This window comes from Nostoc sp. ChiVER01 (assembly GCF_034531155.1).
In the GTDB taxonomy this organism is placed as follows: Bacteria; Cyanobacteriota; Cyanobacteriia; order Cyanobacteriales; family Nostocaceae; genus Nostoc.
The window spans coordinates 156,444-170,466 of record NZ_JAVRBS010000012.1 but is presented as its reverse complement, the minus strand read 5'-3'; the positions used below and the strand labels follow the sequence as shown (position 1 = coordinate 170,466).

Below are 14,023 nucleotides of genomic sequence, written 5' to 3'. Positions count from 1 at the left end.
ACCATCATTACTTATGGTGAAGTCAGATCCCCGCCAATTGCCTAGTAGTGCTGAACTTCCTTGTTCAGACGATACCCCTGTGGATAACGAAGATCAGAATTTTATTCCGAACCTGCTTCTCTTTTTGCTGCAATATATTTGGGCAAACCGTAATGACTGGTTTTTCAGCGTGGATATGGGCGTTTACCATACCACAGGGGTTAGTCCACTTGTGCCGATTGTGCCAGACGGATTTTTGAGCTTAGGTGTAGAACGCCGCAAGGCAGATAAATCTCGTAAAAGCTATGTTGTCTGGGAAGAAAATAACATAGTGCCTATCCTAGCTTTAGAAATTGTCTCCTTAACTCCGGGTGGAGAATACGACAAAAAATTAGACACCTATGCCAAGCTAGGGGTACTGTACTACATTATTTATAATCCAGAGTATTGGCAAAGAGACCGCCACCAACCTTTTGAAGTTTATCGCTTAGTAGATGGTAGCTATCAATTGCAAATTGGTGAACCCTTTTGGATGCCAGAAATTGGTTTGGGAATTGGTAGAGGGCAATACGTCTCTGGTAATATCCAGCGTCAGGTTTTGTATTGGTACGATCAACAAGGAAAACGCTATCAAACTCCAGAAGAACAGCTTGAATTAGCGCAAAAACAACTTGAGCGTTATCGTCAGCAATTTGGAGAATGGCCAGAATATTGAGGTAGCTTTAGTCAAAATCAATTGTTCTTTTTTTAGTAGCGCCAGGTTTTGTATTGGTATGATCGACGATGATTAATATCATCTTTATTAAAATTTATGTATAAAATCATCAATACTAAATGTTGTGAGTATACATGCTTTATCAATTTTAATGCCTTCACCCCGATCGTTATCTTTGACTTGCCAAGACCATATGCGGCATCTTGGATCTTTAGGTACTTTCACAAGAGCAATATGATCGATTTGTGGATTAACTTGTTGATAGTAACATATTCTCCCATCATAAAGTCTACCTGCTATATGAGAACAAGCTCTAGCATCCTTTTGACATATGTTACACAAAGATTTATCTGCAAGAATCAATAATAACTTTCATTCTCCCTGTCTATAAGCTTCAATTTCTGCTGCTATTTCTTCATCAGTCAAGGGATTATCTGCGTGTATCGCTTGTATTTCTTTGAATAACTTTTTTAATTCTTCTGCTAAAGTAACCCTTTGATTATCGTCTGTCAAAATAATCACCTCAACTCTCTGTCCTGCTTTAAATGGTAAATCAGATAATACTAACTGCTTTGGATCTTCAATAGTGATATATCTTTTATAAGCGTTCATGATTTATCCTGTTACTCAACTTTTATCTACCCTTGTTCTAACAATTTCGCTACATTCTCTGCAATTCTCTTTTCTAACTTTGTAAAGTCGTCTTAGAAGGGCGAGGTTGGAAACCCAAATTTTCTATAACCAACTTTTTCCCCGACTTTTGCAACACTATCACATAAAACTGCCGACTTCAGCCGACTGACAAAAGGAAGTGCGATCGCTTAGGCTATTGGGCATAGAGATAAAAATTTAAGTATAAAAATATGCTTAATATCCTCAGCCCAATTACAGCAGACTTAGCAGGTCAAAGCTATCCTAACCCTCATTACTTGCAAACACAGCACCGCATTCGTTCACTTATAGACAAATATATTGCAGTCGAAAAACTACATGAGCGTCTACAAGATTTACCGATACAGTTTGCCAATCCTCAACCGCGTCCCTGGAAACACATCGACTGGCAAACAATTAATCGCAATCAAATTATCGGCTTAGATGCAGAGGTATTTTTATCTATATTGATAGGTGCGATGGATACAGAAGCTCCCATTCGCGGTTATACCCAAACCAGTCGGCAGTATTTGGAAAAATTGCATCCTCAGATGGCTCGGTTTGTTGGTGGAACTGTCGGTAAAGATGGCGAACTGCTAGAACTTGGTTTGTGGGAAAAGGAAGAACGTCAACACACACCTGCATTAATTAAAATCTACACCCAATTAACAGGCGAGAAAATTACCCCAAAACTTCGTACTGTTAGAGGCTATCTCCCTACAGATAACGCTCACGAAGATTTATATCGCCACGGCTTACACCGCATTGCTACAGAATACGGTGCTACCTGTCTTTATATTTGGTTGATGGCTCATACCACTGGCGCACTCCAAGATGTTCTAGAGGAACTAGCACAGGATGAAATCAACCATACGACCAAATTCTGGGGGTTTGGAGTCTGGACTTTCCCTGATACTGGGTTGATGCGAATTGGACACACGCTGATTAAAACGCGATACCTTCGGTGAGCTTCGCTAACGCAAAACTATCAGCGTAACAACCTCATACGTACCCTCCGCCGCATGATGGCTACTCTTAACTGGAATGCTTGGTCATTAAGCAACAAAACAACTCTCCTTTTCACCTTCGCCTACACCATGCATCGTTTATGGAGTTGGAACAACACCCTTACACCAGACTATCTGCAAGATTTATTTGAAATTAGATATTAGTAAAAACAAAGGACAAAGGACAAATGACAAATGACAAATCGAAATTACCCACCGATTTAAACCCTCAAAAAATCCCCCAACATATTGCCGTCATCATGGATGGTAACGGCCGATGGGCAACGAGTCGAGGATTACCACGCATTGCTGGACATCGCCAAGGAGCAAAGACGCTCAAAGAACTATTGCGTTGCTGCAAAGATTGGGGAATCAAAGCGTTGACAGCCTACGCTTTCTCAACAGAAAATTGGCAGCGTCCCGTTGAAGAAGTGGATTTTCTGATGCATTTGTTTGAACGATTACTACACCGCGAGTTAGCTCAGATGCATCAAGAAGGAGTACGAATCTCATTTATTGGAGATTTATCGGCTTTACCCAAGTCCCTACAGACGGAAATGGAAGGTTCAATGACAGAGACGTTGAACAATCAAGCAATCCACTTTACTGTTGCAGTCAACTACGGGAGCCGCAACGAAATTACCAGAGTTTGCCGTCAAGTAGCTCAACTCGTGCAACAGGGCGAACTTAGTCCCCAAGAAGTGAATGAAAGTCTCGTAGAACAATATCTTTATACAGCAGATACTCCAGAACCCGATTTGCTGATTCGTACTAGTGGTGAGATGCGATTGAGTAATTTTCTCCTGTGGCAGATGGCGTATACAGAAATGTATTTCACCGATATTCTTTGGCCAGATTTTAATAGAGAAGCGTTTCATCAGGCTTTGTTGAGCTACCAAAGACGCGTAGGCGTAGCCCGTCGTAGACATCGCCGTTTCGGTCAAGTTAAAGCTTCAGTGTCAGCTTAGTCTACCAAACACTAGACATCGCCTAAAAATTAAACCGGATTCTCGCAATGAGCGATAAAGTAAAAGCACCCACATTACCATGATGGTATATGAGCGCTAATAAATGAAACATTATTGAGGATAATCTATCTGCTATGACAGACCGAAGTAACTATAAGAATAGCAGGCACTGGGTAAATAAACTGCAAGGGTAGTTACAAATGTTTTGTTAAAAATATTACTTACCGTCAATGTGATGCTTGATTTAGGCAAAATCCAATCGATTGCGAAATCCTATTCTCCTCAAGAACTCTTTGCTGCCTTGGTTTGGCAGCGTCGGTTTAATGAGTTTGATGGCGAAGAAGTGATTACTGACCTTTCCAACCACAGAAATTTATGGGCAAGCTTTCTGTTCACAAAACCAATCTTTGCACCAGATGAAAACGGTTTAAGCTTTAGTGGTATGGTTGATACCCTCCTGGCAATGGCGAACTATCGCCCCATGCCTGAAACCAGCATCATCCATTTCATTGCTTATCCTGCCGATACGTTGTACATCCTTACAGAGAACCAAGACACAAAAGTGTCTGAGCTTTTAGACTTGGGCAAAAAATGGCGAGCTGATTCGGTAGAGATAAGTGATGGGACGAATGAAGACTACGGTTTGCGGCTTAAGCGCCGACTGAGAACTAGATTGGAAGGGGGACTATGGGGTGAAGATGTTCACCAGGATTGTGATGCGGTTATTCTTACCTATTGGTGGGATTAAATTCTTGAAGTATCTCAATCAGAGAAATTGTGGACTAAAATATGCACTTATTTCCACCGTTTTCCTCCCGATATTACTTACACCTAAATGGAGCAGCCTGCGATCGCAGGCTCTTAGTTTTTTTGACTAAATTATTCTTTGGTACGTATTGAGCCAAAATCCTTAGCTCAATACCTATATTCGCTTTTATCACAAAATCAGACTTATTTAATTATTATTTTGTCAATATAGTAATCCGATTTTAACTTTGAACAGAGAAAAATTGGAAGCATTATGAATCAGGCATCCTACTGAACATACTGTTCACGAACCATTTATAATTTTCTATGGTAACTATAAGAACTATCAATATAACTTGTTGTTAATTCTTTCCAAAAATAGTATTTACTATAATTTAATACTTGCGATATGAGCTGATGTTTTGGTAAGTTAATTCAGAAAAAATCCTGATACCAAAAATTTAAAGTTAACAAGACTCTCTTGCTAGATTTACTTTAAATTTACTTATCAATGCATTTTAAAATCGCAATTAATTTTTCCATTATTTTATTGGTGTTGGGAGTTATGATGACAAAATATCTACTAGCTTGTGCTAGTGGGATGGGATTTTTATGTTTAATTGCTGGGTTATTACCTGTGCAAGCCTTTCCTAGTCCAGAAATTGCAGATAAAAACGTAGCTGTTAATCAAGATGATGGCAGCTATCAAAAAAATGATTCTCATCAAAGCAATTTAGCAAATAATACCTCCAGTCAATTGCTGATAGCTAATGAAAGTCAAAAAAACTTACCCTCAGTCAATCAACAGCAAAAAAATCAAGATTTAGGAGTAGATTCTGCTGTTAACTTTTGGCAGCCAATCATACAACAATCAGCAAGTTTATCTCCATCCTCATATAAACTTGCACAAGTAACATCGGTATCCCAATTATCTGATGTACAGCCGACCGATTGGGCCTTTCAGGCACTACAATCTTTAGTCGAACGCTATGGTTGTATTGCAGGTTATCCCAATCAAACCTATCGCGGCAATCGGGCGATGACTCGCTATGAATTTGCTGCTGGTTTAAATGCTTGTTTAGAACGAATCAACGAACTGATTGCCACTGCAACTGCTGATTTGGTTAAGAAAGAAGATTTAGCCACATTGCAGAAACTACAAGAACAATTTGCGGCGGAATTGGCAACATTGCGGGGTCGAGTAGATGCTGTAGAAGCTCGCACAGCAGAACTAGAAGCAAATCAGTTTTCTACGACTACTAAACTTAATGGAGAGGTAATTATTGCTGGTGTTGGTGCTAGCGGCGGCGCTCCTAATAACAGCGACTCGAACATCATCTTAGTTAATAGAGTGCGGTTAAATCTCACCACTAGCTTTACTGGTAAAGATTCATTAATTACTGGATTGCAAGCTTATAACTTTTTGGGTGGAGCCACTGGAGAGGGTAGCTTACAACAAAGTTTAGGATTAGCTTCGCCGATTTTAAGTTCAAGTAGCGCTCGTACCAGTTTTGAGCCGCAATTTCCGGGGTTAAATGTCAATACTTTGTCGAGTGTTGGCTCAAACAGTGTTCAGCTTTATAAATTACTGTATATCTTTCCCGTCGCTAATAAATTAACCTTATTTGCGGGAACTGCGGCGGAGACATCAGATGCTTTCCCAGCAATTACGCCTTTTTATGGTGAAGGACAAGAGTCAATTTCTCGTTTTGGCAACTTGAATCCTGTGGTGCGGGTTTCTGGTGGAACTTCAGGTACTGGTTTAGCATCGGCGGCGGGATTTATTTTTAACATTTCGCCAAATTTGGATTTAAGAGCTTTATACGGCAATCCAAATGCCAATTTAACCCAAAAATCTGCTACTGACGTTGCGGGATTACCAGGAGTTTCTACTACACCTTTGGGAGCAGGTTTATTTAGTGGTAGTAGTGTAATTGCCACACAGTTAACCTTCAAGCCAAGTTCCGCTTTTGATATTGGTTTAAACTATGCCCACAGTTATCACGAAATCAATATTTTGGGTACAGGATTAGTTAGTAGTGATATCAATGCTTTAGCAGGGGTTGGGCCTGAAACACCGGTCACACTCAACTCTGTTGGAGGTACGTTAACATGGCGATTGTCTCCCAAAATAGCCTTATCTGGCTACGGTGCAGCACTATTTGTTGATGCTGCTTCAAATACCGTGAATGCTTCCACCACCTTTACAAGTTGGATGGCGGGAATTCATTTCAGAGATTTATTCAAGTCAGGGAATACTGCCGGGATTCTTTTTGGTCAGCCGCTTTTTCGTAGTGATAGTGGTGGTTCTGCTCAACTTACCCCTACAGGCGAGAATCGGGCGACTCCTTACCATTTAGAAGCCTATTATCGCCTTCAACTTAACGATAATATCAGCATTACCCCAGGTGCATTTATTCTCTTTAACCCAGAAGGTAACAGCAACAATGACACTACGACTGTAGGTGTACTTCGGACTACTTTTACGTTTTAAGAGATTGGGAGTATGGTCAAAGTCCCCCAATTTATTGGGGGATTTTGAGATTAGATAACAAGTCACGGTAATAACAATATTGCCCTGTCTCACTAGTATCGTGACAGAAAAATATTAAGTCGGCGCTGAAGCGCACTAATATTTCTAAAATCCAAACCTACTAACCGAGATAGGGATTGAAAATTTTCTTCATTTTATCGCTAATTAGAAAACCGTTCCACAATATCCTTTACTGTCTTATAACTTAGATGAAACTGCTGGGCGATCTGGCGACTAGAATACCCCTCTCTGCTCATCGTTAAGACTTGAAAGGCATACTTATCTAATTGTTTTAAATCATCCATCTAATTTTTAGACCTTTTGTATAGGGTTGGTAAAAATCCGTATTATTTAGATGCAAGAATTATTGCAAAAGAAGTTTTTACAGTCATTTTTCGTAATTCCTATAAACTAGAAAACTGACCGTGGTTAATCTTATGTAAAAAAATTACTCTTTTTGCAAAATTTATTCTTCTATCTAGTGAATTTGTGAAGACAGATAAAGTATAGTTTAATGTTAAGTTCGCTAGCAATAAGAGATACAAAGCAAAATTATCAGAATTTCGGCATAGTTATTAAAATAACCTCAATGCCTTTCTCCAACTAGATAAGTACTTTATCTATGGTTAGGGGTGCTTTTAAGAAAATTGAGTCAGAAAGAGAAATCCTATACTTTCCAAAAATGTCTATTTGTAAGGGTTATAGGGAGAAGCAACCTTTCAACCTCGTTACTTGGTTGTAGTTTATCAAAGCCAGAGGGTAAGAACTCGTGGCGACTCTTACAACGATACCGGGGTCTGAGTATCAAGAACAAACTTTCATAATATTGTACGAAATCGTACTGACTGAGAGCGACTAGGTGTTTTAGTCTTTAAATAATACTTCAATGTAGGCAATCCCGAAGTTATGAGAAGTTAGGATCAAATTCATGGATGGTAATATCCCTTAACTTATCGTTACTGGCTAGAATCCCGTAACAAATCATTGGCGGGATAAAATCCATTAGAAATTGGTTAACAGTCTTTTTGTTTTTATTCAGGGATTGAAACTTAGATGCCACCTGAATTGATAATGAACTTAGATATGTTTGCCCAGCAGTTAAAATCAGTGCAAGGGCGTTTAGCTAACCTTTACCAAGATGCAAACACCCCTGTACAGCCAGAAACCGATTTGCTGCTAGCATTCTTGAAGGAACTTGATACTGTTTCAAAAAGACTAGAGATAGTTACAGAGAAGCTGTTTGAGCAAACTCAAAAATTGGGAGATGTACAAGCACGACTTAGAGAGGAATACAAGCGCTACCAAGACCTATTGGAGTTTATCCCAAATGCTTACTTGGTGAGTGACACACAAGGAAAAATTCAGTCAGCTAATTATGCCACTGCCGCACTGTTCAATGTTCAACAGCGATTTTTGGTCAACAAACCGTTAGCCTGTTTCATTCCAGTAGAAGAACGTCACGCGTTTCGTTGCCAACTAAATCAGATATACGAGTGTGAGTGTGACTATATCCAAGAGTGGATATTACGCATACAGCCTCGTGACTGTGAGCCTTTTGAGGCTGCTATGACTGTAGCTCTTATCCGCGACGTTAAAGGCAAATTAACAGGTTTGCGCTGGATGGTGCGCGATATGGCTCATATCTGGCAACAGCCTCAATCAGCGCTTTTAATATGAGAAGGGCTTATAAGAGGCAGGGGGGCAAGGGGAAAGACTTGTTGCAAGTTCTCTACACGTTATCTCTCTAACTTAAAGTTTAGAAGGCGATCGTATTCCTCTTTGATTACTCTATAACACTCACAGGCAGCCTCTTCTAGCCCCTGTCGATCAACGGTTTTGATTTTCTTTCGGCCGCATTTGATAAGACCTTTCTTTTCTAAGATGTGCGCGGTTTCGGTGATACCAGAACGGCGCACGCCCAGCATGTGGGAAAGGAACTCATGAGACAGGAACAGTTCATCCGAGTAGAGACGATCGCTCGACTCAAGCAACCAACGGGCCATGCGTTTTTCTATAGTATGAGTGCGGTTGCAGGCAACATTCTGCGAGATTTGCGCGAGATAAGCCTGTGTGTATTTGAGCATCACGTCCCGCAGCGACTTATTGGTGTCGAACTCATGCAGCAGCAGATGTGCCTTCGTTTTCACCGCTTTGCCGGGAACCTGAACGATGTACTGGGTCTGCGTCGTCTCCTGGCCGCCCATGAAAGCGTTAATTCCTACCATCTCGCGGCTTCCGACCACTCCGGCTTCAACCGTGATGCCGTCCATCATCGTAATAGTGACTGAGATCAGGCAAGTGAGAGGAAAGTAAACTTCTTCAATGGTTTGGCCGGGTCGGTTGAGTATCTCGCCGTATGACAGCTCGACCTGCTCCATTTTGTTTTCTATCCGCTTGTACACCTCACTGGGTAGGGCGGCAAGCAGAAGGTTTTCAGTAGCCATATATTTTTTAGAGCTTTTTTATGAACTATTTTTAATATTTTTAATCTACGCCATCCGAAGACTTATAAGCATAGCTATGCAAGATTAGCCAATTTTGAAGAGATATTGGCCAGCAGTTTTTTAATAATTAACTGATACCTTTTCAAGATTTTACGCTAAGTAAGGTTTTACAATGCGTATTAATAAAAAGTATTTTAATTGTATATTTGGCCCGGATTTCTCACATGTGAGAAATCCGGGCCAAATATTCTACCATTGAGTTATATCATATTTACTTGATTACTTATTAAACTATAAGCATAACTACGTAACGTTAGCCAATTTTGAAGAGATATTGGCCAGAAATTTTTTAATAATTAACTTATACCTTTTCAAGGTTTTTACGCCAAGTAAGGTTTTACAATCTGTATTAGTTAAAGGTATTTTTATTGTACACTACGCCCGGATTTCTCACTTGTGAGAAATCCGGGCCAAATATTCCAGTATTGAGTTACGTCATGTCTGCTTGATTACTTATTAAACTCGGAGAACCTCACCCCACAGGCGTAAAGGGGTTGGGGGTGAGGTTGTTTTATGATTATGGATAATTTGGCAAACACGATCTTAATCAAGGTAATATTTGACCTTCTGACCGAAGAAGCGCCGGGAAATAGCTAATCTAATCAGCGCATTTATTGATTAGGTGTGTCAAGGCATCAATCAGGCGATCGCTTTCCATTGGTACAATATCCTGTCCATGCATCACATTTTGAGTAATATGAAAATGCACCAATGCTCCTATAAGAATTCTTGCTGTTGCCTCTGGGTCAGGTATTTTTAGTTCTGGAGCTGCTAAATACTGAGTCAGAGTTTCCGCTACTGGCTTAATTAGCGCCCGAACACAAATTTGAGCTAACTCAGGAAAACGCCCAGATTCTCCGATTAATACTCGCATAAATGCACTATGTTCTTTATCGTTAAGCATCTGCTCTAATGCTTTAGTTACTACCTGGTGCAGTATAGTGGCTGGTTCTCCCTCAATAGGTTCTGTGCCAAAAATGGAGCTGTTCTTTTTGCTTGCTAGTTGCTCTAACAGTACTTTAAAAAGTCCTTCTTTATCTTGAAAGTGGCTGTAGACTGTCGCTTTAGAAACGCCTGCTGCTACTGCTACCCGATCCATACTTGTGCCAGCGTAGCCATGTTGAAGGAATTCTTGCATTGCCCCTTGCAGAATTTGCTCCACTTTATCAACGGAATTATCTCGATCAACTTCGTCAGCTTTGATGCGTACCATTTATTAATTATCCTTTCCTATAAACAATATTAATAGATGCTGCAAAATGCTCCAGTAGAAAATGGCGAAAATAAATATATCCTTTGTTGAAGGGGGCAGGGGACAGGAATAGCATTTTGCTCCATAATGCCGAGTAAATTGATTGACAAATTTAGTTGTATCATATTGACTAAACTAGTCCGTTTAGTTTAGCATAAATTGAACTGGACAGTTTAGTACAAGTTGCTACTGGTGGTAAGGGAAAATAGTATGGAGCAAAACAGGAATTCAGAGGGCTTAAGGTCTTCTCATAATCTTGTGCGATCGCCTGTTCTACTTGCAATAATTACAGCTCTAGCAATAGGCGGAATCAGTGTTTATGCTGTGATGAAGTTCCAGGCTACAGCTAATGAAAAACAAAAAACCCCAGTAGCAGTTCAGCCTGTGGTAAAAACGGTAACAGCATTAGGGCGTTTGGAACCAAAGGGAGAGGTAATAAAACTGTCAGCGCCTTCTTCAACTGGTGAAGGAAATCGGGTAGATCAACTATTGGTGAAAGAAGGCGATCGCGTCAAAGCTGGACAGATAGTTGCGATTATGGACAACCGCGATCGCCTACAAGCTAGTTTGATTGAAGCCCAAAAACAAGTTCAGGTTGCCAAAACCCGCCTTAACCAGGTAAAAGCTGGAGCCAAACAGGGAGAAATTGGAGCGCGTCAAGCTACCGTAAATCGTTTACAAGTAGAACTAGAAGGAAATATTAAAACTCAACAAGCCACAATTAATCGTATAGAAGCAGAACTTTTTGGGCAACAACGCAGCTTGCAAGCAACAGTAGCTCGCGTAGCAGCCGAGAGACGTAATGCCGAAGCTGACGTGCAGCGCTACGAGACTTTATATAAAGCAGGAGCAATTTCTAGTCAGGAAGTTGATAGTAGACGCTTAAACGCCGAAACTTCCACTCAAGCGTTAATTGAAAGCCAAGCCACCCAGACAAGAACTGTCGCAACCCTACAACAGCAACTTAACGAAGCAAAAGCCAACCAAGATCAAACCCTCGCTAGCTTACAACAGCAGATTAACGAAGCAAAAGCTAACTTGAATCAAACTGCTGAAGTCCGTCCAACAGATATAGCAAACGCACAAGCAGAGGTAGACAGCGCTCAAGCTACGGCAGATAAAATTAGAATACAACTGGCGCAGGCTTATGTTGTGGCTCCTAAAGCCGGTCGAATTTTGGAGATTAATACACGAGCCGGAGAAACTGTAGGCAATGAAGGAATTGTAGCTCTAGGCCAAACCGACCAGATGTATGCAGTAGTAGAAGTCTACCAGAGTGATATCAAAAAAGTGCGTCCGGGACAGGATGTGCGGGTAAGTAGTGATTCCCTACGCCATGAACTAGAGGGAAGAGTGGATTGGATTGGTATGCAAGTAAAGCGGCAAAATCTGATCAATGCTGATCCCTCTAGCAATATTGATGCCAGAGTGGTGGAAGTGCATGTGCAGCTGAATAAACTATCTAGCCAAAATGCTTCTAGCTTCACTAATTTGCAAGTCAAGGCGGTAATTGAAATTTAAAAGGAATTGGGAATTGGGAATGGGGCATTGGGCATTGGGCATAGTTAAAGAATCAATAGTTTTTCTTCCCCTGCTCCTCTGCTCCTCTGCTCCCCTGCCTCCCCTGCCTCCCCTGCTCCCTCATCTCCCCACTCCCTACTCCCCACTCCCTCTTATGAAATTAATCGAACAACTGCGGCGGCGAACGCCTTTAGGATGGTTGCAACTGAGTCATGAAAAAGGCCGTCTTTTGGTAGCATTGTCAGGTATTGCCTTTGCCGATGTTCTGATGTTCATGCAGCTAGGGTTTCAGAATGCCCTGTTTGAAAGTAACACAATGCTGCATCGAAGTATGCAGGCTGATATGTTTGTTATCAGCCCCCAAGCACGTAACTTAGCATATATGTCTAGCTTTACGCGGCGGCGGTTGTATCAAGCAATGGATGTACCAGGTGTAAAGTCGGCAGAAGGAATGTATGTCAACATTGTTGATTGGAAAAATCCCCAAACACATAAGAAGACGACAATATTAGTTATGGGGTTCAATCCCGATCGGCAAATGTTGAACTTAGCGGATGTGAATCGTCAGATAGATGCTATTAAGCTACCAGATACCGTTTTGTTTGATCGCGCCTCTAGAGGAGATTACAATGACGCGATCGCCAAAATTGAACAAGGTAAAACTGTCACAACCGAAATAGAACGGCGGACAATTACTGTTAGCGGCTTATTTTCAGTTGGGGCTTCCTTCATAGCCGATGGTACTTTGATCACCAGCGACCAGAACTTTTTGCGACTATTTCCCAGACAAGAAGCAAGCAGTGTCAGTCTAGGTTTAGTGCAACTGCAACCAGGCTATGACCCAAAACAGATTAAAATAGCTTTAGAATCTCATTTAGATAATGATGTTAAAGTTTTAACCAAAGCAGAATTTCTCGAATTTGAAATAAATTACTGGAAAACAAATACGGCGATCGGGTTTATCTTCAGCCTGGGTGTAGCAATGGGGTTTTTGGTGGGCGTGATTATCGTCTATCAAGTTCTTTCTACAGATGTGAATTCCCACATGAAAGAATATGCCACTTTTAAAGCAATGGGATATAACAATCTCCACTTATTAGGTGTGGTGTTTGAAGAGGCGATAATTTTGGCGATTTTGGGCTTTATCCCAGGAGCGATCGCACCTTTAGGACTTTATCATTTAACTCGTAATGCCACCAATTTGCCAGTTTACATGACCGTAGCACGGGCTTTGACGGTATTAACGCTGACTATGATTATGTGTATAATTTCTGGTGCGATCGCTACCCGTAAATTACAGTCCGCCGACCCCGCAGATATGTTTTAAATTTGTCATTTGTCATTAGTCATTAGTCATTTGCAAAGGACAAAGGACTAATGACAATCATAACGAGTAATTAAGCTATTTATGAGTAGTCAACCAGTAATCTCTGTTAAAAATCTCGACCACTATTTTGGTCATGGTCAACTCCGTAAGCAAGTTCTTTTTGATATCAACCTGGATATTAACGCGGGCGAAATTATTATTATGACAGGGCCTTCTGGTTCTGGGAAAACTACACTTCTCACTTTAGTCGGCGGCTTGCGTTCTGCCCAATCTGGCAGTTTGCAAATATTGGAACAAGAATTGTGTGGGGCTAACAAAGGACAACTTACTCAAGCGCGACGCAGTAACGGTTATATTTTCCAAGCGCACAATCTGCACGGTAGCCTGACAGCGCTCCAGAACGTCAGAATGGGTTTGGAAGTGCATAATAATATTTCCCCGGCAGAAATGAAAAGCCGATCAGCCCAAATGTTAGAGGAAGTAGGATTAGGAAATCGCCTGAATTATTATCCTGATGATTTATCTGGAGGACAAAAACAAAGAGTTGCGATCGCTCGGGCGTTAGTCGGTCGTCCTAAAATCGTCTTAGCAGATGAACCTACCGCTGCCCTTGACAGTAAATCGGGACGAGATGTGGTCAACCTGATGCAAACCCTAGCTAAAGAACAAGATTGTACTATTCTCTTAGTTACTCATGACAACCGCATTTTAGATATTGCCGATCGCATCGTCTACATGGAAGATGGCAAGTTAATCAATGATAGTGCTGCTGTTGCAGTCGGTTAGGGTGTGTTAAGGACACGCCAAAATAACAAATGG

General features: G+C 41.0%; 12 protein-coding genes and 1 pseudogene. 9 read left to right on the top strand and 4 right to left on the bottom strand.

Annotated elements, in window-relative coordinates; all coding sequences use genetic code 11:
• Positions 1-13: 13 nt before the first annotated feature.
• Entirely contained in the window at positions 14-694 is a 681-nt protein-coding gene (locus tag RMY00_RS17690; RefSeq protein ID WP_322648764.1) for a Uma2 family endonuclease, read from the top strand.
• 372 nt (positions 695-1,066) lie between these two features.
• Here the strand turns inward: RMY00_RS17690 and RMY00_RS17685 are convergent, their stop codons facing one another.
• Complete coding sequence (locus tag RMY00_RS17685) at positions 1,067-1,306, bottom strand: hypothetical protein (RefSeq protein WP_322648763.1); 240 nt, start codon at positions 1,304-1,306, stop codon at positions 1,067-1,069.
• 251 nt (positions 1,307-1,557) lie between these two features.
• Between RMY00_RS17685 and RMY00_RS17680 the strand changes: the two are divergent.
• The 4 genes and pseudogenes from RMY00_RS17680 (at position 1,558) to RMY00_RS17665 (ending at position 6,561) form a co-directional block, all read left to right on the top strand.
• Positions 1,558-2,517 (top strand): annotated as a pseudogene (locus RMY00_RS17680) (ferritin-like domain-containing protein).
• Between the two features lie 23 nt (positions 2,518-2,540).
• On the top strand, positions 2,541-3,320 hold the full coding sequence (locus tag RMY00_RS17675; protein WP_322648762.1) for an isoprenyl transferase: 780 nt from the start codon (positions 2,541-2,543) through the stop codon (positions 3,318-3,320).
• Positions 3,321-3,525: 205 nt separating this feature from the next.
• Positions 3,526-4,068 (top strand): hypothetical protein, encoded by a 543-nt coding sequence (locus RMY00_RS17670; RefSeq protein WP_322648761.1) that lies wholly within the window; start codon positions 3,526-3,528, stop codon positions 4,066-4,068.
• A 567-nt stretch (positions 4,069-4,635) separates the two neighbouring features.
• Complete coding sequence (locus tag RMY00_RS17665; RefSeq protein ID WP_322648816.1) at positions 4,636-6,561, top strand: iron uptake porin; 1,926 nt, start codon at positions 4,636-4,638, stop codon at positions 6,559-6,561.
• Positions 6,562-6,761: 200 nt separating this feature from the next.
• Here RMY00_RS17665 and RMY00_RS36200 read toward each other — a convergent pair whose 3' ends face one another.
• Positions 6,762-6,905 (bottom strand): helix-turn-helix domain-containing protein, encoded by a 144-nt coding sequence (locus RMY00_RS36200; protein ID WP_109007878.1) that lies wholly within the window; start codon positions 6,903-6,905, stop codon positions 6,762-6,764.
• A gap of 748 nt (positions 6,906-7,653) precedes the next feature.
• Between RMY00_RS36200 and RMY00_RS17660 the strand changes: the two genes are divergently transcribed.
• Positions 7,654-8,277 carry a PAS domain-containing protein gene (locus RMY00_RS17660; RefSeq protein WP_322648760.1) on the top strand — a complete coding sequence of 208 codons (624 nt, stop codon included), beginning with the start codon at positions 7,654-7,656 and terminating at the stop codon, positions 8,275-8,277.
• Between the two features lie 59 nt (positions 8,278-8,336).
• Here the strand turns inward: RMY00_RS17660 and RMY00_RS17655 are convergent, their stop codons facing one another.
• Positions 8,337-9,044: a Crp/Fnr family transcriptional regulator gene (locus RMY00_RS17655; protein ID WP_322648759.1), complete on the bottom strand. Its 708-nt coding sequence runs from the start codon at positions 9,042-9,044 to the stop codon at positions 8,337-8,339.
• Positions 9,045-9,702: 658 nt separating this feature from the next.
• Complete coding sequence (locus tag RMY00_RS17650) at positions 9,703-10,317, bottom strand: TetR/AcrR family transcriptional regulator (RefSeq protein WP_322648758.1); 615 nt, start codon at positions 10,315-10,317, stop codon at positions 9,703-9,705.
• A gap of 249 nt (positions 10,318-10,566) precedes the next feature.
• Between RMY00_RS17650 and RMY00_RS17645 the strand changes: the two genes are divergently transcribed.
• From RMY00_RS17645 to RMY00_RS17635, 3 genes are all read left to right on the top strand, one after another.
• Positions 10,567-11,877: an HlyD family efflux transporter periplasmic adaptor subunit gene (locus RMY00_RS17645; protein ID WP_322648757.1), complete on the top strand. Its 1,311-nt coding sequence runs from the start codon at positions 10,567-10,569 to the stop codon at positions 11,875-11,877.
• A 154-nt stretch (positions 11,878-12,031) separates the two neighbouring features.
• On the top strand, positions 12,032-13,204 hold the full coding sequence (gene devC / locus RMY00_RS17640; RefSeq protein ID WP_322648756.1) for an ABC transporter permease DevC: 1,173 nt from the start codon (positions 12,032-12,034) through the stop codon (positions 13,202-13,204).
• An 81-nt stretch (positions 13,205-13,285) separates the two neighbouring features.
• Positions 13,286-13,990, top strand: coding sequence for a DevA family ABC transporter ATP-binding protein (locus tag RMY00_RS17635; protein ID WP_322648755.1), 705 nt, complete (start codon positions 13,286-13,288; stop codon positions 13,988-13,990).
• Positions 13,991-14,023: the final 33 nt, after the last annotated feature.